Origin of the sequence: Nonomuraea antimicrobica (assembly GCF_039536965.1) — a bacterium.
Lineage (GTDB): Bacteria > Actinomycetota > Actinomycetes > Streptosporangiales > Streptosporangiaceae > Nonomuraea > Nonomuraea antimicrobica.
Genome location: NZ_BAAAZP010000034.1, coordinates 58,569 through 78,564, shown reverse-complemented (window position 1 = coordinate 78,564; position 19,996 = coordinate 58,569). Strand labels below are relative to the sequence as shown.

The following is a 19,996-nucleotide window of genomic DNA, read 5'->3' as shown; positions in this document are numbered from 1 at the left end:
GCGCTTGCCGGCTCGGGTACGGCGCCGAGGCGAGCCTTCGTCGTCCTCGGGGCCGAGCAGCGTGTTCAGATCGAGATCGTTCATAGGTGCGCTGGCCAATCTCCCGGTGCCGGCAGCCGGACGTCAAGCGGATCTGCCCAACCGGCTGGAGTCACCGAGCGAAACTGGGGGATCCGCCGGACGCGGGGGGACGACCGGCGGGGATCACTCTGGGTAGCCATGCTAAGGGACGGAAAGAGGACGCATGCCCCGTTTTGGGGCTTTTGCCGGGGGCCAGGGGTGGTCCCGTCGAACATCATCTCGTCCCGAGGTTCTTGTTCAACTCTTCCCGGTATCTCACGAACTCGCTCTCTTTGTCAGTGAATTTGGTGATTCTATGCGCCGGATCCGTGGTGACAAACCAGTGCCAATCACCATCGGCAGGGTTCAGAGCCGCCATCAGCGCCTTCTCTCCGGGATTGGCGATGGGGCCCGGCGGCAGCCCTCGGTGGCGGTAGGTGTTGTACGAAGAGTTCACCTTGGTGTCACGCTCCGTCACCTTCAGAGTTCTCCGGTTCTGGGCGTACAGGACGGTGCTGTCGATCTCCAGCGGGGTGCCCTTGGCCAGGCGGTTGTAGATCACCCTGGAAATCTTCGGGTAGTCCTCGTCGGTGCCGCCCTCGGCCTGGATCATGCTGGCCACGGTGACGACCTGGAGCGGCGTCAGGTTCACCCGACCGGCCTGCTCCTCCAGGCCCACGTGGCGGGCCGCGGCGGCGAAGCGCTCGGCCATGGCCGCCAGCACGTCCACGGCCGTGTCGCCGGGCTCGACCTCGTACGTGGCGGGGAACAGGAACCCCTCCAGCCCCGGGGCGTACCGGGGCAGGCCGACCAGGGCCTTGTCCACCTTGCGCAGGTCGTCCACACGCAGGCCGGTGAGCTTGGCCACGCGGTCGAACACCTCCGACACCCGCATCCCCTCGGGCACGGTCACCCGCCGCAGGACCCGGGAGGCGGGGGCGAGCAGCAGGTCGAGCGCCGCGCCCGCGGCCATGCCCTTGCGCAGCCGGTAGTGCCCGGGCCGCAGCCGGTCGCTCACCGCGCGGTCCTCGGTCGCGTTCACGAACGACTGCGCGCTGGCCACCACCCCGGCCTCGGCCAGCACCGAGCCGATCGCCTGCGCGCTGGAGCCGGGCGCGATCCGCACGGTCACCGCGCCACTGCCCGGCCCGTCGAAGTCGTCGGGGCTCAGGTACGGCTTGAGCACCACGATCGCCCCAACGCCCAGGGCCAGCACCCCGGCGAGCAGGCCCGCGGACAGCAGCCCTACCTTGCGGATGGCCCCGTGCCGGCGCGCGGGCAGCGGGATGACCTCCGCCTCGGGCCCCGCGGGCTCGTCCACCGGCCGCCCGGCCGGTTGTCTCGCCGCCTCGGGCCGCTCCTCGGCGGCCGGGAGGTCGGGCTCGTCGGCCGCGCCCTCCCCCGGGCGGAACGGGATCACCTCACCGACGTCGTCCTCGTCGTCCGGTTTCCCGCTCATGAGGCAGATCCGTCGGCCGCTGGTGGCGGTTCGACGGGCCTGCCTGGTGGTCTTTCCGTGGCGCGCTCGGAGTCGAGCGCGTCCTGGAGCAGTACGACGGCCGCCGCCTGGTCGACGACGCCGCGCTGCTTCTTGCTCCGTACGCCGCTGGCCCGCAGCCCGTGCTGGGCCGCGACCGTGGTCAGCCGCTCGTCGAACAGGCGGACCGGCGTGGGCGCCAGCCGAGCCGCGAGCTTGGCGGCGAACTCGCGCGCCAGCCCCGCCGCCTGACCCTCACGCCCCGACAGCGAGGTGGGCAACCCGACCACGACCTCGATCGCCTCGTGTTCGGCGACGATCGCGGCGAGGCGGTTGAGGTCGCCCTTGCCTCGCCTCACAGTCTCGACCGGCGTGGCCAGCAGCCCGGAAGGGTCGCTGCGGGCCACGCCGATGCGTACGGAGCCGACGTCGACGCCGATCCGTGAACCGAATCTCATGTCAGCCGTGCTGCCCGGAAATCGCCTCTTCGACCAGGCGCAACGCGTCGCCGATCGCCTCCGGCCGCGTGCCACCGCCTTGCGCGACGTCGTCCTTGCCGCCACCGCCACCCCCCAGAGCCTTGGCGGCGACGCCGACCAGTTTCCCGGCCTTGAGCCCCCGCTCGCGCCCCGCCTCGTTGACCGCGGCAACCACCACCGGCCGGTCGGAGGGGACGCCGACGATCACGACGACCGCCGGCCGGTCGGCCGGGAACCTGCCACGCACATCAAGCGCGAGCTTACGCAGATCGTCGGCGCCGGTGCCATCAGGCGCGCGGTGTGTCACGACGGAGACACCATGCAGGTCACGGGCCTGCCCCACCAGCTCGCCGGCCACCTGGAGCACCTGGGCCGAGCGGAGCCGCTCCAGCTCCTTCTCCGCCGTGCGCAGGCGGGTGACGATGCCGTCGATGCGCTCGGGCAGCTCCTCGCGGCGCGCCTTGAGCTGCTCGGTGAGCTGGCTGACCAGCACGCTCTCGCGGGCCAGGAAGCGGAAGGCGTCGATGCCGACCAGCGCCTCGACGCGGCGCACGCCCGCCCCGACCGACTGCTCGCCCAGCACCTTGACCAGGCCGAGCTGGCCCGAGCTGTGGACGTGGGTGCCGCCGCACAGCTCGCGCGAGTAGTCGCCGATCTCGACCACGCGGACCTCGTCGCCGTACTTCTCGCCGAACATCGCCAGCGCGCCCATCGCCCTGGCCTCCGCCTGGGAGGTGTAGAAGGCGTTGACCTTGAGGTCGTTGACCAGCACGGCGTTGACCTCGTCTTCGACGTCGCGCAGCACGCTGGGCGGCACCGCGCCCGCCGCGGTGAAGTCGAAGCGGAAGCGGCCGGGCGAGTTCTCCGAGCCGGCCTGCGCCGCCGTCTCGCCGAGCGCGTTCTTGAAGCCGCGGTGGACGAGGTGGGTGGCGCTGTGGCTGCGCGAGATCGCGCGGCGGCGCTCGAGGTCGATCTCCGCCTGCGCCTCGTCGCCGATCCTCAGCTCGCCGGCGCGCACCTTGCCGCGGTGCACGACCAGCCCGGCCAGCGGCGACTGCACGTCGGTGATCTCGACCTCGGCGCCGCTCGTGCGGATCAGGCCCTGGTCGGCGAGCTGGCCGCCGCCCTCGGCGTAGAACGGGGTGCGCTGGAGCACGACCTCGACCGTGGCGCCCGCGCCGGCCGCCGGGACGGACACGCCGTCGACGAGGATGCCGACCACGCTCGTGTCGGCCTCGGTCTGGTCGTAGCCGAGGAACTCGACCTTGCCCGCCGCCTCCAGGAGCTGCCCGAAGACGGAGATGTCGGCGTTTCCGGTCTTCTTGGCCGCCGCGTCGGCCTTGGCCCGCTCCCGCTGCTCCTTCATGAGGCGGCGGAAGCCCTCCTCGTCGACCTTGAGCCCGTGCTCGGACGCCATCTCCAGCGTCAGGTCGATCGGGAAGCCGTAGGTGTCGTGGAGCTGGAACGCCTGGTCGCCGGAGATCGCGGCGCCGGACTTGCGCTTGGTCTCCTCGACGGCCACGTCGAAGATCGCGGTGCCGGTGCGGAGCGTGCCGAGGAAGCTCGCCTCCTCGGCGTCGATGACCGCGTGGATCTGCGGCGCGTCGGCCTTCAGCTCGGTGTACTGCTCGCCCATGACGTTGATCGCGACGTCGGTCAACTCGTGCATGTAGCGCTCGTCGCCCGAGCCGAGCAGCCGCAGGTTGCGGATCGAGCGGCGCAGGATGCGGCGCAGCACGTAGCCGCGGCCCTCGTTGCTCGGCAGGACGCCGTCGGCGACCAGCATGGTGCCGGTGCGCACGTGGTCGGCGATCACCCGCAGGCTGACGTCGGCGCGGTGGTCGCGGCCGTAGCGGGTCTTGGTGAGCTCGGCCGCCCGGTCGAGGATCTTGTACGTGGTGTCGATCTCGTAGAGGTTGTCGACGCCCTGCAGGATCGCCGCCATGCGCTCCAGGCCCATGCCGGTGTCGATGTTCTTGCTCGGCAGGTCGCCGGAGATGTCGAAGTCGACCTTCGAGCGGACGGCGCTGAGCTGGTACTGCATGAAGACGAGGTTCCACACCTCGAGGTAGCGGTCTTCGTCGGCGATCGGGCCGCCTTCTTTGCCGTATTCGGCGCCGCGGTCGTAGTAGATCTCCGAGCACGGGCCGCCGGGGCCGGGCACGCCCATGTGCCAGTAGTTGTCCTCCAGGCCGCGGCGCTGGATGCGGTCGTCGGGCAGGCCGACCTTGTTGCGCCAGAGGTCGTACGCCTCGTCGTCGTCGTGGTAGACCGTCGCCCACAGCTTGTCCTCGGGGAAGCCGAAGCCGCCGTCGGACTCGGACCTGGTGAGCAGCTCCCACGCGAAGGGGATCACTTCGGCCTTGAAGTAGTCGCCGAAGGAGAAGTTGCCCAGCATCTGGAAGAACGTCGCGTGCCGGGTGGTCTTGCCGACCATGTCGATGTCGGGGGTGCGCACGCACTTCTGCGCGGTGGCCAGCCGTGACCCCGGAGGCCGACGCTGCCCCAGGAAGTACGGCTTGAACGGCACCATACCCGCATTGACCAGGAGAAGCGTCGGGTCCTCAGCGATCAGGCTGGCCGAGGGCACTATCTTGTGCCCACGCTCCTCGAAGAAGCGCAGGAAGCGGCGGGCGATCTCTGCCGACTCCATGGTGGCCATCCTTTGCTGTAGTCAGTCGTGTGGTCAGTTGTCGTCTTCAACGTTGTCGAGCCCGAAGCGCGCCCGCAACTCGGTTTCGCGCGCCTCGGCCTCGCCGAGCGCGTCGGTAGTAAAGTCTCTCACCCGCCGGAGCATCCCCGCCGCGCCGTCGGCCGTGCGCCGGGCGACGTGGTCGGGGTGCAGGGCCTGGAGCCTGCGCATCACCCAGAAGGCGAGGAACGCCCCGAGCGAGAGGTAGAACAGCCGCCTGATCATCGCGGCCGCCGCTGCCGTGCCCTGGCGGGCGTGCGCGTCCGGCGGGCCTCGATGGCGCGGCGTACGCCGTAGCCGAGCGAGGACACCTTGATCAGCGGCCCGGTGAAGATGGTCTGGGTCACGGCGCTGAGCCTGGCCGCGTGCCCGCTGACCTGCTTGACGTCGTGGGCGATGGCCTCGACGGCGACCAGTTGCCTGTTGGTCTCGTTGACCGTGACGCTGACGTCGTCGAGCAGCGGCCCCAGGCGGTTGTTCAGGTCGGCGACCGCCTTGGTGGTCTCGGTGAGCAGCCTGGCGAGCTTGACGAGCACCACGGCCATGACGCAGACAAGGACCACCCAGCCCGTGGCCGCGATCAGCCCGGCGACCTCTCCAGCGGTAAGCATCCGCTCATCTCCCTCGTACGCTGGGCCGGAACGGCAAGACCCTATCGCGTTCGGGTGACAACGTTAGTGCGGAAACCTCCCTTGATCAGGCAGCCACGGCGGCTCCCGGCACTTCGGTCACGGCTCGCGCAAGGCTCGGATCTCGCCTGTCACCAGCCGTTCCCGTGTCGCATGGACGCGCACGGCGGGGCGCCGGCGTCAGGAGCCGCGCAGGAAGTCACGGATCTTGGCCCACCGCTCGGCCACCGGGGCCTCGGCCCCGTGCCGGGTCGGCTCGTAGTAGCGCCGCCCGCGCACCTGCTCGGGCGCGTAGTCCTGGCGCACCAGCCCGTGGTCGAAGTCGTGCGGGTATTTGTAGCCGTCGCCGTGCCCGAGCTTGGCCGCCCCGGGGTAGTGGGCGTCGCGCAGGTGGCCGGGCACCTGGCCGATGAGCCCCTTGCGTACGTCGCCGACGGCCGCCCCGATGGCCTTGACCACGGCGTTGGACTTGGGCGCCATCGCGCAGTGGATGACCGCGTGCGCCAGGTTGATCTGCCCCTCGGGCAGCCCGATGAGCTGCACCGCCTGCGCGGCGGCCACCGCCGTCTGCAGGCACGTCGGGTCGGCCAAGCCCACGTCTTCGGAGGCGAAGATGACCACGCGGCGGGCGATGAAGCGCGGGTCCTCCCCTGCCTCGATCATGCGGGCCAGGTAGTGGAGCGCGGCGTCGGCGTCGGACCCGCGCATCGACTTGATGAACGCGCTGATCACGTCGTAGTGCTGGTCGCCCTGCCGGTCGTAGCGTACGGCGGCCTTGTCGACGGCCTTCTCCACCACCTCCACCGTGATGTCGTCGGCCAGCAGCGCCGCCGCCTCCAGGTAGGTCAGCGACCGCCGCGCGTCGCCGCCCGCCAGGCGTACGAGGTGGTCGAGCGCCTCGGGCGAGAGCGTCGCGCGCCCGCCCAGCCCGCGCGGGTCGGACACCGCCCGCTCCAGCACCGCCCGCACGTCGTCGTCGGACAGCGACTCCAGCGTGAGCAGCAGCGAGCGCGACAGCAGCGGCGAGATGACCGAGAAGAACGGGTTTTCCGTGGTGGCGCCGATGAAGGTGACCCAGCGGTTCTCCACGGCGGGGAGCAGGGCGTCCTGCTGGGCCTTGTTGAAGCGGTGCACCTCGTCGACGAACAGCACGGTCTGGCGGCCGGTCATGCCCAGCTCGCGGCGGGCGTTGTCGATGGCGGCGCGTACGTCTTTGACGCCCGCCGACACGGCGGAGACCTCGATGAAGCGCCGCTCGGTGACATTGGAGACGACGTAGGCCAGCGTGGTCTTGCCGGTGCCGGGCGGACCCCACAGGAACAGCGACATGGGAGCCTCGCTCTCGACCAGGCGCCGCAGCGGAGTGCCCGACCCGAGCAGGTGACGCTGGCCGATCACCTCGTCGAGCGTGCGCGGGCGCATCCGGACCGCGAGGGGCTGCGGGGTGGCCTCCTCGGCCGCCGAATCGAACAGGCTATCCACAACGCGAGATTACACGCTGTGGCAAGGGCTCGACGCGGCTACGACCACACCGCCCGCGCCCCCGAGTCCCCGGCGCGGAAGACGAAATAGCCGGCCACGGCCGCCAGCACCACGGTCACCGCCGAGAGGATCACCGTGACGGGCCGGCCGAAGCGTTCGCGGCCGACGGAGTCGCGGGCGGGGGTGGTGGAGTAGACGAGCAGCAGGGCCGCCACGCCGAGCCCGGCCGCCGAGAGGAGCAGCGGGGTCGCGAAGCTCTGGTGCGTGGAGATGCGGGCGGCCAGCTCGCCCTCGGCCGTGGCGAAGCGGGCCGCCTGGAGGTTCTCGCCGCTCTCCTTGGCCGCGAGGACGGCCGCGGGGGAGGCCAGGGCGAGCAGGACCACCGCCCACCCCATGCGGGTACGCCAGCGAGGCAGCAGCGCGTAGACTGCCGCGACGGCGACGAGGAGCGGGGTCAGCACCACGGCGAAGTGAATGATCAGCGGATGGGCCGGCAGGCCCATGATCTCGTCGAACATGAGGCGCTCCTTAGTGCTCATTTCAACTACGAATGGCAGCACCATATGGTTCGCGACCTCATCAGTCGCACCATGCGGCTTTCGCCACTTACGTCCGTCACATATCAGGGGCCGGTAGCATGCGCGGAGTTGTTTGGTCATGCGACGGCAAAAACGAGAGGACATAGCGGTGAGCGGCGACGACCGCCAGAGCGAAGAGGACCGCCAGAAAGAGCTGGCGCGAGAGCACAAGGAACGCCAGTCGAAACGGGCGGCCGAGCAGAACGCCAAGGGCAGGCGGAACACCTTCATCGGCGCGGCCGTGGCCGTCGTCGTGGTCGCCGGCGGCATCTTCGCCGCGACCACCCTGGTCAACGGCGACGGGTCGGAGCCCGCCTCGGCGCAGAGCTCGCCGTCCGCGTCGGCCTCGCCCTCCGCCACGCTGCCGACCCAGTTGCCGAGCACCGCGCCGCCCAGGAAGGCGAGCGACATCTCCTGCACGTACAAGCGTGACAACTCGGTCCCGCACAAGTACGTCGGCCTGCCGCCCAAGCAGCCCAACCTGAAGCTGTCGACGATGACCTTGAAGACCAACCGCGGCAACATCGTCATCGAGGTCGACGCCAACGCCACCCCGTGCTCGGTCAACTCGATGGCCTTCCTGGCGAAGAAGCGCTTCTACGAGGGCAACAAGTGCCACCGCCTGGCCACGCCCGAGACCTCCGGCCTGGGCCTGATCCAGTGCGGCGACCCGCAGGCCAAGGCCGACGGCAAGAGCCCCACCGACGGCCAGGGCAACGCCGGCTACGTCTTCACGGACGAGGCGGTGGGCGTCATGCCGTACACCAGGGGCGTGGTCTTCCTGACCCAGCCCTTGGACGCGGCCGGGCAGAACAGCAGCCAGTTCGCCTTCTCCCTGACGGACGAGAACACCCAGATCGAGCCGGCGTACACGCCGCTCGGCATCGTCAAGTCGGGCATGGAGATCCTCGACGAGATCTCCAAGGGCGGCGTGCTCACCAACCCCGACGACATCACGGGCGACGGCGGCTCCTCCGCGCCGAAGCTCCCGCTCGTCATCGAGAAGGTCACCCTCAAGTAGGGGGACCCGCGCCAAAGCGGCAGGCACCGCCCGGTGCCTGCCGCTTTCGCTGTGCCACGTCCCTTTGCCACGGCCCGTTCCCACGGAACCTTTTGCCAGGGAACCGGCCCTCACCCGCGCGACGGGCCGTTCGCCCGCGTGCGGGGCCCGCGCTCGCACCCGCCGGAGCGCCGCTACGCCTCGACCTTGGAGGCCTCGGTCCTGGACCCGTCGGCCTTGGCCGCCTCGGCCTTGGGCTGGGCGTCGACGCCCGCCTCCTTGCGCTGCTCGACCGTGATCGGCGTGGGCGCGCCCGTGAGCGGGTCGAAGCCGGAGGCCGTCTTCGGGAACGCGATCACGTCGCGGATCGAGTCGCCGCCGGACAGCAGCATGCAGATGCGGTCCCAGCCGTAGGCGATGCCGCCGTGCGGAGGCGGGCCGTACTTGAACGCCTCCAGCAGGAAGCCGAACTTGCTCTCGGACTCCTCCTTGGAGATGCCCAGCACGTCGAACACCCGCTGCTGCATCTCGGCCCGGTGGATACGGATCGAGCCGCCGCCGATCTCCATGCCGTTGCAGACCATGTCGTAGGCGTAGGCCAGCGCCTCGCCGGGGTGGTCCTGGAAGTTGTCGGCCCACTCCGGCTTCGGCCCGGTGAACGGGTGGTGCACGGCCGTCCAGCCGCCCTCGCCGTCCTCCTCGAACATGGGGGCGTCGACGACCCACAGGAACGACCACAGCGACTCGTCGATCAGGTCGCAGCGGCGGCCGATCTCCAGCCGGGCCGCGCCCAGCAGGTCGCGCGAGGCGTTCCTGGCGCCGGCGGCGAAGAAGATCGCGTCGCCGGGCTCGGCCCCGACCTTGGCGGCCAGCCCGGACAGCTCCGCCTCCGACAGGTTCTTGGCGACGGGGCCGCCGAGCGTGCCGTCTTCCTGGACGAGCACGTAGGCCAGGCCCTTGGCGCCGCGCGAGCGGGCCCACTCCTGCCAGCCGTCGAGCTCCTTGCGGGTCTGCCCGGCACCGCCCGGCATGACCACGGCGCCGACGTAGTCGGCCTGGAAGACGCGGAAGGTGGTGCCGGAGAAGTATTCGGTCATCTCGACCAGCTCCTGGCCGAAGCGCAGGTCGGGCTTGTCGGAGCCGTAGCGGGCCATGGCGTCGGCGTACGTCATGCGCGGCAGCGGCGTCGGCAGGTCGTAGCCGACGATGTCCTTCCACAGCCGGCCGATCAGCCGCTCGCCGACCCCGATGACGTCTTCCTGGTCGACGAACGACATCTCGACGTCGATCTGCGTGAACTCCGGCTGCCGGTCGGCGCGCAGGTCCTCGTCGCGGTAGCACTTGGCGAGCTGGTAGTAGCGCTCCAGCCCGGCCACCTGCAGGAGCTGCTTGAAGAGCTGCGGCGACTGCGGCAGCGCGTACCAGTTGCCGGGCTGCAGGCGCACCGGCACCAGGAAGTCGCGCGCGCCCTCGGGCGTGGAGCGGGTCAGGGTGGGCGTCTCGACGTAGACGAAGCCCAGCTCGTGCATCACCTCGTTGGCCAGGTAGGTGGCCTTGGAGCGGGTGCGCATCGCGGTGGCCACCTGCTGGCGGCGGATGTCGAGGTAGCGGTACTTCAGCCGCGCCTCCTCCGACACCCCCACGTTGCCCTCGATCGGGAACGGCAGCGGCGCGGACTCGCTCAGCACCTCGACCCGCTCGGCCACCACCTCGATCGCGCCGGTCGGCAGGTCGGGGTTCTCGTTGCCCTCGGGGCGCACCCTGACCTGGCCGACGACCTGCACGCAGTATTCGGCGCGCAGGTCGTGGGCGTGGTCCTCCTCGCGGAAGACCACCTGCGCCGAGCCGGAGGCGTCGCGCAGGTCGATGAAGACGACGCCGCCGTGGTCACGGCGGCGGGCCACCCATCCTGCGAGCGTCACCTGCTGCCCGGCGTGCTCCTCGCGGAGCGACCCGGCGGTATGCGTGCGGATCACTGCACTTTCCCTTCATGCTGAGAGGAGAGGGGCGGCAGCGGCCCCGGCTCGCCGGTCACTGCACCTTCCCCTTCAAGACGTCGACGACCTGGGCCAGCGGCACCTCGGCCTGCTCGGCGGTGGCCAGGTCTTTCACTTGCACGGCCGCGGCCGCGAGGTCACGCTCGCCCAGGATCAGCGCGAAGCGCGCGCCGGAACGATCGGCACCCTTCATCGCACCCTTGAGCCCCTTGCCGCCGAAGGCCATGTCGGCGCGCAGGCCCGCGCCGCGCAGCTCGTCGACGAGCAGGAACATGCGGCGGCGGGCGTCGTCGCCCAGCGGGACACCGTACACCTGGACGCGCTCCTGTGCCTCGTCGTCGGCCAAGCCCTCGGCCTGCAGGGCGAGGAAGGTGCGGTCGACGCCGAGCGCCCAGCCGACGCTGGGCAGCGGCGGGCCGTCGAGCATCTCGCTGAGCCCGTCGTAACGGCCACCGCCGCCGACGGCCGACTGGGAGCCGAGCCCGTCGTGAACGAACTCGAACGTCGTGCGCGTGTAGTAGTCGAGCCCGCGCACCAGCCGGGGGTCGTCCTCGAAGGCGACGCCGCAGGCGCTCAGCAGCCCGCGCACCTCCTCGTGGTACGCCTTGCACGCCGCGCACAGGTGGTCGACGACCAGCGGAACACCGGTGAGTTGGGCCTGCACCTCGGGCCGCTTGTCGTCGAGCACCCGCAGCGGGTTGATCTCGATGCGCGCCCTGGTGTCGTCGTCGAGGTCGAGCCCGCGCAGGAACTCCTGCAGCGCCGCCCGGTAGGCGGGCCGGCAGCTCTTGTCGCCCAGCGAGTTGAGCAGCAGCCGGACGCCCTTGAGCCCGAGCGAGGCGAAGCCGCGCACGCCCAGCACGATCATCTCGGCGTCGAGCGCCGGATCCTCGGAGCCCAGCGCCTCGGCCCCCACCTGCCAGAAGTGGCGGTAGCGGCCCTTCTGGGCGCGTTCGTAGCGGAACTGGCTGCCGGAATACCACAGCTTCACCGGGAGCTGGCCGGTGTGCAGGTTGTGCTGGAGCACCGCGCGCACGACCGAGGCCGTGCCCTCGGGGCGCAGCGTCAGTGAGCGGCCCGCCTTGTCGGGGAAGGTGTACATCTCCTTGGAGACGATGTCGGTCGACTCGCCGACGCCCCTGGCGAACAACTGGGTGTCCTCGAACACAGGCGTCTCGATGTAGCCGTAGCCCGCCCGGCGCAGCGGCGCGGCGAGTGCCTCGCGTACGGCGAGAACCCGCTCTGAGCGGGGCGGCACCCAGTCGAAGGTGCCCTTCGGTGCTTGGAAGCTCATTAGATCCCTCGTGTGGGACCGGCGTGCGGCGCGGCTTCTTTCAAGTACGGGTTGGTCACGCGCTCGCGGCCGATCGTGGTCTGTGGTCCGTGGCCCGGCAGGACGACCGTATCGTCAGGCAGCGGCAGACACTTGGTAGCCAGGCTGCGCAGGATCGTCGCGTAGTCGCCGCCGGGAAGGTCGGTGCGGCCGATGGAGCCGGCGAACAGCAGGTCGCCCGCGAACATGACCTCGTCGCCGGGCAGCCGGAAGGTCACCGACCCCCTGGTATGGCCGGGCGTGTGGTCGACCACGAGCTCGAGGCCGGCGAGCTGGAGCGCGGCCCCGTCGGACAGCTCGCGCACGTCGTCGGGCTCGCTCAGCGTCAGCCCGCCGAACAGCGAGGCGCTGGTGTCCGACCAGCCGGCCGCCGGATCGCTCAGCAGGTGGCGGTCTTCCGGGTGGATCCACGCCGGCACGTCGCGCGCGCCGCAGACGGGGGCCACCGACCAGACGTGGTCGAGGTGGCCGTGGGTGAGCAGGACCGCGACGGGCTTGAGCCGGTGCTCGCGCAGCAGCTCGTCGACGCCGTCGGTCGCGTCCTGGCCCGGATCGACGATCACGCACTCCTCGCCGGCGGCAGGCGCGACGACGTAACAGTTGGTCTGGAAGGCCCCTGCGGGGAAGCCGGCGATGAGCATCTGCCTCAGGTGATCTCGTCGAAAAGCCAATGGGAATGTAACCGAAGGGTACCGGTGCGGGTCGCCGGGCTGCGAATCATTACCCATTGGCCGATACGATTCGCCCACCTCAGTTGATTGACTATGGGAGGCAAAGCGGTGGCCACGGGGAAGGACCGGCAGAAGCAGCTCGCGCGCGAGCACTTCGAGCGGCAGAGGCAGCGCCGCGTCGAGCGCGAGCAGAAGGCCAAGCGCACGGCGATCATCGGCTCCACCGTCGGTGTGGTGATCGTGGTCGGCGGCATCGTGGCCGCGGTCGCGCTCCTAGGGGGCAACGACCCGGGCACCGAGGCGGCCGCCGCGTCGCCCTCGGCGACACCCGCCGAGACCGCCGCCGCGACGGCGGCCACGGGCCCGAAGCCGTACGACCCGGCGACGGGCACGTGCGACTACGCCAAGGACACGGCCGGCGGCCAGGTCGAGGACGTCGGCATGCCGCCGACGAAGGTGAAGACCGAGCCCGCCACGAAGACGATGACGTTCGAGACGAACCAGGGCGACATCGTGGTCGAGTTGAACAACGCCAAGGCTCCGTGCACGACGAACTCGCTGGAGTTCCTGGCGAAGAAGAACTTCTACGACGGCAGCAAGTGCCACCGGCTCGGCAGCGCGCAGTTCCCGATGCTCCAGTGCGGCGACCCGACCGCCAAGGCCGACGGAAAGAGCCAGACCGACGGCTCGGGCGGCCCCGGCTACGTGATGGCCGAGGAGAACCTCACCGGCGCCCAGTACAAGCGCGGCGTGATGGCCATGGCCAAGACCCAGGCCCCGGGCAGCACGGGCAGCCAGTTCTTCCTCGTTTTCGGGGACATCGGCCTCACCCCCGATTACACACCGGTGGGTACGATCACCAAGGGGCTCGACATCCTGGACAAGGTGAACAAAGCCGGAGTCATCGCCGACATGGGAGACGGGACCGGAGCACCGAAGCAAACCCTCGAAATCAAAGACGTGACAATCGCCGGCAAGAGCTGACGTAATACAAACTAGGGACGAAGTAGTCCCGAAGGGTCTGATGGATAGTGCGGGAGGACACGGTGAGCACCGACCCGTGGGGCCGGGTAGACGACGACGGCACCGTCTACGTGCGTACGGCTGAGGGAGAGCGGGCCGTCGGCTCCTGGCAGGCCGGTGAACCCGAAGAGGCACTGGCCTACTTCCATCGCAAGTACGACGAGCTGGCCGGGCAGGTGCAGCTCCTCGAGCAGCGCGTCAGGGGCACCGATCTGGCGCCGGCCCAGGCCGAGGCCGGCATCGTCAAGCTGCGCGAGGCCGTCGCCGACGCGCACGTCGTCGGCGACCTGGCCGCGCTGACGGCCCGCCTCGACAGCCTGACCGAGCTGGTGGCCCAGCGCCGTGAGGAGGTCAAGGCGGCCCGCGAGCACGCGCGGGCCGAGGCCAGGGAGGTCAAGGAGCGCATCGTCGGCGAGGCCGAGCGCATCGCCGACGAGACCACCCACTGGAAGTCGGGCGGCGAACGGCTGCGCCAGCTCGTCGAGGAGTGGAAGGCCGCCGACCGCATCGACCGGGTCACCGAGGCCGCGCTGTGGAAGCGGCTCTCGGCGGCGCGCACGGCGTTCGCCAAGCGGCGCAAGACGTACTTCGCGGGGCTCGACGAGCAGCGCGAGGGCGTGCGGGCGGCCAAGGAACGCATCGTGGCCGAGGCCGAGGCGATCGCCGGCTCCACCGACTGGGGCGCGACCGCGGCCTACTACCGCGAGCTGATGCAGCAGTGGAAGAACGCGGGCCGGGCCTCCCGTGAGGCCGAGGACGAGCTGTGGGCCAGGTTCAAGGCCGCCCAGGACCAGTTCTTCCAGGCGCGTTCCGCGGTCTTCGCCGAGCGGGACGCCTCGCTGGCCGCCAACGCGGTGGCCAAGGAGGAGCTGCTGGCCGAGGCCGAGAAGATCCTGCCGGTCACCGACGTACGCACGGCCAGGGCGGCGCTGCGCCACATCCTGGAGCGCTGGGAGGCCGCCGGCCCGGTGCCGCGCGAGCAGCGCGACCGGCTGGAGGGCGGGCTGCGCAAGGTCGACGAGTCCGTGCGCAAGGCCGAGGACGCCGAGTGGAAGCGGTCCAACCCCGAGGCCAGGGCCCGCGCCCAGAGCACGGTCGACCAGCTCCGCACCTCGATCGAGCAGCTCGAGAAGCGGCTGTCCAAGGCGCAGGCCGCCGGGCGGGCCAAGGACGTCAAGGAGGCCGAGGAGGCCCTGACCGCCCGCCGCTCGTGGCTGGCGGAGGCCGAGCGCACGCTCACCGAGTTCAGCTAGGGTCCGGCGCGGGGCCGGGCGCCCCTCGCCGGACCGCTGCTGAACACCTCTGACTGGCGGGCCGCCGTCGCCGAATCGGGCGGCGAGCGACGGGGCCCGCGATCTAGGCTGTCCAGCATGGACCCCGTCGCCGCCGCGCGCGCCTTCGTCGAAGAGACGTTCCCGGGAGCTTTGTACGCCTTCGTCGGCGGCAGTGTGCTCACCGAGCGCCGCACGAGCACCTCAGATCTCGACATCATCGTGGTGCTCGACGGCCTCGACCGCCCCTATCGCGAGACGTTGCGCTGGCAGGGGTGGCCGATCGAGTTGTTCGCGCACAGCGAGACCAGCCTGGCCGCCTACATCGAGCGGGGCTTCGAGGAGCGGCAGCCCACGCTGGCGCGTGTCTGCGCGGAGGGCGCCGTGCTGACCGACAGGACTGGCGGGCGGGCCAGCGACCTGCAGAGCGCGCTGGGCGAGCGCGTCTCGGCCGGTCCAGGCGGGCAGACGGCAGGCCAGGCCGAGCAGGCCCGCCACGCGCTGTCCGACCTGCTCGACGACCTGGCGGGCGCGACGGACGCGGGCGAGCGGGCGTTCATCGGCTGGGAGGTCGTGCAGGCCGCCGCGAAGACCGCGCTGGGCGCCGGGCGGTGGTGGCAGGGCAGCGGCAAGTGGCTGCTGCGGGAGCTGCGCGCGCACGATCCGGGGCTCGCCGACGAGCTGCTGAGTGCCCACGACGACCCCGCCAGGCTGACGGCCGTGGCCACAGGCGTGCTCGAACGGGCCGGAGGGCGCCTCTGGGAGGGTTACCGGAGCCAGGGTGACCCCTTCCACCAGACCCTGCGTCACGTCGCCTCAGAGGCGCTCTCCGGCGATACGGCGCAGAGCCCCGGCATGCGGCGCCTGTCCGCGATCAGCGGGGCCACCACCGGGTCGGCGCGGCTGTGGATGGGCCAGACCCACGTCTCCCCCGCCACCCGCTCCTCCGACCACCACCACGGGGCCTCCGAGACGGCGATCTACGTGGTCAGCGGCAGGCCGTCGTTCGTGTTCCTGGAGGACGACAGGGAGGTGCGCATCGACGCGGGGCCCGGCGACTACGTCTACGTGCCGCCGTACGTGCCGCACCGCGAGGAGAACCCCGACCCGTCGCGGGAGGCGGTCGTGGTGATCGCCCGCAGCACGCAGGAAGCGATCGTCGTCAACCTCCCCAGCCTGCGCACCCGCTGACCGCGCCGCGGGGCGCACCGGTAGGGCGCGCCGGTCAGTTGCCCGCGCCGCTGACCCGGTAGACGTCGAAGACGCCCTGGATGCCGCGCACCGCCCTGAGTACGTGGCCCAGGTGCTTCGGGTCGCCCATCTCGAAGGTGAACTTGCTGATCGCCACCCGGTCGCGCGACGTCGTCACCGACGCGCTCAGGATGTTGACGTGCTGGTCGGACAGCGTACGGGTGACGTCGGACAGCAGCCGCGGCCGGTCGAGCGCCTCGACCTGGATGGCCACCAGGAACACGCTGTCGTCGCCAGGCGACCAGCTCACCTCGACCAGCCGGTCGGGCTGCGTCTTGAGCTGCTGGACGTTGGTGCAGTCGCCGCGGTGCACGGACACGCCGTGGCCGCGGGTGACGAACCCGACGATCTCGTCGCCGGGCACCGGGGTGCAGCACTTCGACAGGCGTACCCACACGTCGGCGTCGCCGGCCACCACCACGCCCGCGCCGCCACCGCCGCGCGGACGGCCGCGCAGCCGGGTCGGCAGCGAGGTCTCGGCGATGTCCTCCTCGGCGCTGTCGACCCCGCCGATGGAGGCCACCAGCTTCTGTACGACCGCCTGGGCCGCGATGTGCCCCTCTCCCACGGCCGCGTAGAGGGCGGACACGTCGGGATAGCGCAGGTCGCGGGCGAGCGCCAGCAGCGACTCGCCCGACATCAGCCGCTGCAGCGGCAGGCCCTGCTTGCGCATGGCCCGCCCGATGGCCTCCTTGCCCGCCTCGATCGCGGTCTCGCGGCGCTCCTTGGAGAACCACTGACGGATCTTGTTGCGGGCCCGGCCCGACTTGACGAACTTCAGCCAGTCGCGCGACGGCCCGGCGTCGGGCGACTTCGAGGTGAAGATCTCCACCGTGTCGCCGTTGCCGAGCCGCGACTCCAGGGGCACCAGCCGCCCGTTGACCCGGGCGCCGATGCATCGATGGCCCACCTCGGTGTGCACCGCGTAGGCGAAGTCGACCGGCGTGGCCCCCTCGGGCAGGGCGATGACCTGGCCCTTCGGGGTGAACACGTAGACCTCGGAGACCGACAGGTCGAAGCGCAGCGACTCGAGGAACTCGCCGGGGTCGGCGGTCTCCTTCTGCCAGTCGAGGAGCTGGCGCAGCCAGGCCATGTCGCTGCCCGGCTTGACCTTGCCCGTGGGGCCGGGGGCGCCGACCTCCTCCTTGTACTTCCAGTGCGCGGCCACGCCGTATTCGGCCCGGTGGTGCATCGCGTGGGTGCGGATCTGCAGCTCCACCGGCTTGCCCTCGGGACCGATCACCGTGGTGTGCAGCGACTGGTACATGTTGAACTTGGGCATCGCTATGTAGTCTTTGAACCGGCCCGGCACCGGGTTCCACCTGGCGTGGATGGTGCCGAGCGCGGCATAGCAGTCGCGCACGCTGTCGACCAGCACGCGGATGCCCACGAGGTCGTAGATGTCGTCGAACGCCACGTCGCGGGCGATCATCTTCTGGTAGACCGAGTAGTAGTGCTTCGGCCGGCCCTTGACCACCGCGCGGATCTTGGCCTCGCGCAGGTCGCCCGAGACCTTCTCGATGACCTCCTGCAGGAACAGGTCGCGACGCGGCGCCCGCTCCGACACCATGCGCGCGATCTCGTCGTAGCGCTTGGGGTAGAGCATGGCGAAGGCGAGGTCTTCCAGCTCCCACTTGATCGTGTTCATGCCCAGGCGGTGGGCCAGCGGGGCGAAGATCTCCAGCGTCTCGCGGGACTTCTGGTGGCGCTTGTGCTCCGGAAGGTAACGCATGGTGCGCATGTTGTGCAGCCGGTCGGCCAGCTTGATGATCAGGACCCGGATGTCGCGCGACATGGCCACGACCATCTTGCGCACGGTCTCGGCCTGCGCGGCGTCGCCGAACTTGACCTTGTCGAGCTTGGTGACGCCGTCGACCAGCGACCCGATCGTGTCGCCGAAGTCGCCGCGCAGCTCGTCGAGGCCGTAGGCGGTGTCCTCGACCGTGTCGTGCAGCAGGGCCGCGCACAGCGTCTCGTCGTCGGTGCCCAGCTCGGCCAGGATGGTCGCGACGGCCAGCGGATGGGTGATGTATGGGTCGCCGGACTTCCGCTTCTGGTCGCGGTGGTGGTAGGCGGCGACGTCGTACGCACGCTCGATCAGCCGCAGGTCGGCCTTGGGGTGGGTGGCCCGGACCGTCCGGAACAACGGCTCCAGCACCGGATTCATGGCCCCACCCCCGAACCGCCTGCGACGCACCGCCGGAGCGCCGGGCGCCTCGGCACTGCCGGCGTCGGTCACGTCGGGCGCGACCACGTCACGGGGCACACAGACTCCTCACGCAATGCTCCTCACGTTCGAGTCCAGATCCCCCCAGTGTATCCAGGCAGCCAACCTGGGCCTCCGTGGGCCGGGCTCACACGATCACGAGGGAGTGCAACTCCACTCCCGGCAGACGCTCACGTCCCTTGAGGAAGGCCAGCTCCATCAGCACGGCGATGCCGACCACCTCGGCTCCGGCCCTCTTCACCAGCTCCACGGCCGCCCTCGCGGTGCCCCCGGTGGCCAGCACGTCGTCGACGACGAGAACCCGGTCGCCGGGCGTGAAGGCGTCACGGTGGACCTCGATGGTCGCGGAGCCGTACTCCAGATCGTAGGACTCTTCCAGGGTTTCGGCGGGCAGTTTCCCCTTCTTGCGCACGGGCACGAACCCGGCCCTCGCCCGGTACGCCACCGGCGCGGCCAGGATGAACCCGCGCGCCTCGATCCCCACGATCTTGTCCACCTGGTGCAGCCCGGCCAGCTCGTCCACCACGGCCGTCATCGCGACCGGGTCGGCCAGGAGCGGGGTGATGTCCTTGAACAGGACGCCTGGCTTGGGGTAGTCGGGCACGTCCCTGATCCGGTCAAGGATGATCGTGCTCAGCTCTGTCATGGCGTTCCTCACGTTTCTCCACCGGCCGTCTGCCGGGCTCCATGATGGTGCATTCCGGGCGCGAGTCCGTACGGAGAGCCCTGAGAGGCCCCTGAGAGGCCCTCCAATCGCCCGGACGCACACGAACGACGCCCCCGCCCCGGCGAGGGGCGAGGGCGTCGTACAGGAGCTCCGGCTAGCCCTTGGCTACGGCCGTGCTTTTGGAACCCTTCTTGCCGCCTGCGCCGCCGCCTCCGGTGGAGGCCAGCCGCTTGGCGATGGCCTGGTACTTCGGCTCGCGCTCCTTCAGCGTCACCAGCAGCGGCGTCGCCACGCACAGCGAGGAGTAGGTGCCGACGATCATGCCGACGAACAGGGCCAGCGACAGGTCCTTCAGCGTGCCCGCGCCGAGCAGCGTGGTGCCGATGAACAGGATCGCCGCCACCGGCAGGATCGCGACCAGCGAGGTGTTCAGCGAGCGGATCAGCGTGTGGTTGAGCGCGTTGTTGGCCGCCATCGAGTAGGTCTGCTTGGACGTGTGCCCCAGCTTGGCCGTGACCTCCTTGATCATGTCGAACACCACGACCGCGTCGTAGAGCGAGTAACCGAGGATGGTCAGGAAGCCCAGCATCGTCGCGGGCGTGACCTCGAAGCCCGACCAGGCGTAGATGCCGGCCGTGATGACGAGGTCGTGGACGAGCGCGACGACGGCGGCCAGGGCCATCTTCGGCTCGAACGCCATCGACAGGTACAGGATGATCGCCAGCATGAAGACGCCCAGGCCGATCCAGGCCTTCTGGGAGACCTCACCGCCCCAGGACGGGCCGATGGCCTGGACGCTGACCTGCCCCGCCGGGATGTTGTAGTCCTTGGCGATCTCGGACTGCACCTGCTCCCTGGTGTTCTCCGGGAGGCTCTCGGTGGTCACCCGCCAGCCGGTTTCGCCGGCCGACTGGACGATCGCCTGGTGCACGCCCTCGTCGATGACGGTCGTGCGGACCTGCTCGACGGTGGCCTGCTCGGTCTTGAACGTGAAGACCGTACCGCCTCTGAACTCCACGCCCAGATTGAGCCCGCCGTTGAACACCAGACCCGCGATCGAGATGAGCAGCAGGAAGCCCGACAGGCTGTACCACAGCTTCCACTGGCCGACGAAGTCGACGTCGATCTCGCCGCGGTAGAGGCGACGCCCCAGTCCCAT

Annotated in this window: 17 protein-coding genes; 4 read left to right on the top strand and 13 right to left on the bottom strand. The window is 70.4% G+C overall.

The genetic code is table 11. The features are described from left to right. Positions 1 to 295: 295 nt before the first annotated feature. The 7 genes from mltG to ABD844_RS10560 form a co-directional block, all read right to left on the bottom strand. On the bottom strand, positions 296 to 1,519 hold the full coding sequence (gene mltG, locus ABD844_RS10590; RefSeq protein ID WP_344875498.1) for an endolytic transglycosylase MltG: 1,224 nt from the start codon (positions 1,517 to 1,519) through the stop codon (positions 296 to 298). After that, complete coding sequence (gene ruvX, locus ABD844_RS10585) at positions 1,516 to 1,995, bottom strand: Holliday junction resolvase RuvX (protein WP_344875496.1); 480 nt, start codon at positions 1,993 to 1,995, stop codon at positions 1,516 to 1,518. Before ruvX ends, mltG begins: the two co-directional genes overlap by 4 nt. Position 1,996: 1 nt before the next feature. Then, entirely contained in the window at positions 1,997 to 4,669 is a 2,673-nt protein-coding gene (alaS, locus tag ABD844_RS10580; protein WP_344875494.1) for an alanine--tRNA ligase, read from the bottom strand. Between the two features lie 33 nt (positions 4,670 to 4,702). Next, a complete protein-coding gene (locus ABD844_RS10575; RefSeq protein ID WP_344875492.1) occupies positions 4,703 to 4,933 on the bottom strand; it encodes a hypothetical protein in 231 nt (76 codons plus the stop codon). Continuing rightward, on the bottom strand, positions 4,930 to 5,319 hold the full coding sequence (locus tag ABD844_RS10570; protein WP_344875490.1) for a DUF948 domain-containing protein: 390 nt from the start codon (positions 5,317 to 5,319) through the stop codon (positions 4,930 to 4,932). Before ABD844_RS10570 ends, ABD844_RS10575 begins: the two co-directional genes overlap by 4 nt. 198 nt (positions 5,320 to 5,517) lie before the next feature. After that, entirely contained in the window at positions 5,518 to 6,759 is a 1,242-nt protein-coding gene (locus ABD844_RS10565) for a replication-associated recombination protein A (protein ID WP_486348539.1), read from the bottom strand. Between the two features lie 98 nt (positions 6,760 to 6,857). Then, entirely contained in the window at positions 6,858 to 7,337 is a 480-nt protein-coding gene (locus tag ABD844_RS10560; protein ID WP_344875486.1) for a DUF2231 domain-containing protein, read from the bottom strand. Positions 7,338 to 7,506: 169 nt separating this feature from the next. Between ABD844_RS10560 and ABD844_RS10555 the strand changes: the two genes are divergently transcribed. Next, positions 7,507 to 8,418, top strand: a complete 912-nt coding sequence (locus ABD844_RS10555; protein WP_344875484.1) for a peptidylprolyl isomerase — start codon at positions 7,507 to 7,509, stop codon at positions 8,416 to 8,418. Positions 8,419 to 8,591: 173 nt separating this feature from the next. On the opposite strand, the gene aspS is transcribed toward ABD844_RS10555, so the two are convergent. From aspS to ABD844_RS10540, 3 genes are read right to left on the bottom strand one after another with little or no spacing between them, the layout of a single operon-like run. Next, a complete protein-coding gene (gene aspS, locus ABD844_RS10550) occupies positions 8,592 to 10,373 on the bottom strand; it encodes an aspartate--tRNA ligase (protein WP_344875482.1) in 1,782 nt (593 codons plus the stop codon). Between the two features lie 55 nt (positions 10,374 to 10,428). Continuing rightward, a complete protein-coding gene (gene hisS / locus ABD844_RS10545; protein WP_344875480.1) occupies positions 10,429 to 11,688 on the bottom strand; it encodes a histidine--tRNA ligase in 1,260 nt (419 codons plus the stop codon). Continuing rightward, positions 11,688 to 12,368, bottom strand: coding sequence for an MBL fold metallo-hydrolase (locus ABD844_RS10540; protein ID WP_344875478.1), 681 nt, complete (start codon positions 12,366 to 12,368; stop codon positions 11,688 to 11,690). Before ABD844_RS10540 ends, hisS begins: the two co-directional genes overlap by 1 nt. A gap of 138 nt (positions 12,369 to 12,506) precedes the next feature. Between ABD844_RS10540 and ABD844_RS10535 the strand changes: the two genes are divergently transcribed. The 3 genes from ABD844_RS10535 (at position 12,507) to ABD844_RS10525 (ending at position 15,883) form a co-directional block, all read left to right on the top strand. Further along, on the top strand, positions 12,507 to 13,382 hold the full coding sequence (locus tag ABD844_RS10535; RefSeq protein WP_344875476.1) for a peptidylprolyl isomerase: 876 nt from the start codon (positions 12,507 to 12,509) through the stop codon (positions 13,380 to 13,382). 62 nt (positions 13,383 to 13,444) lie between these two features. Beyond that, positions 13,445 to 14,674, top strand: coding sequence for a DUF349 domain-containing protein (locus tag ABD844_RS10530; protein WP_344875474.1), 1,230 nt, complete (start codon positions 13,445 to 13,447; stop codon positions 14,672 to 14,674). Between the two features lie 117 nt (positions 14,675 to 14,791). After that, entirely contained in the window at positions 14,792 to 15,883 is a 1,092-nt protein-coding gene (locus ABD844_RS10525; protein ID WP_344875472.1) for a cupin domain-containing protein, read from the top strand. A 34-nt stretch (positions 15,884 to 15,917) separates the two neighbouring features. Here the strand turns inward: ABD844_RS10525 and ABD844_RS10520 are convergent, their stop codons facing one another. The 3 genes from ABD844_RS10520 to secF form a co-directional block, all read right to left on the bottom strand. After that, positions 15,918 to 18,110, bottom strand: a complete 2,193-nt coding sequence (locus tag ABD844_RS10520; RefSeq protein ID WP_344875569.1) for a RelA/SpoT family protein — start codon at positions 18,108 to 18,110, stop codon at positions 15,918 to 15,920. Between the two features lie 187 nt (positions 18,111 to 18,297). After that, complete coding sequence (locus ABD844_RS10515; protein ID WP_344875470.1) at positions 18,298 to 18,816, bottom strand: adenine phosphoribosyltransferase; 519 nt, start codon at positions 18,814 to 18,816, stop codon at positions 18,298 to 18,300. Between the two features lie 175 nt (positions 18,817 to 18,991). Then, complete coding sequence (gene secF, locus ABD844_RS10510) at positions 18,992 to 19,996, bottom strand: protein translocase subunit SecF (protein ID WP_344875468.1); 1,005 nt, start codon at positions 19,994 to 19,996, stop codon at positions 18,992 to 18,994.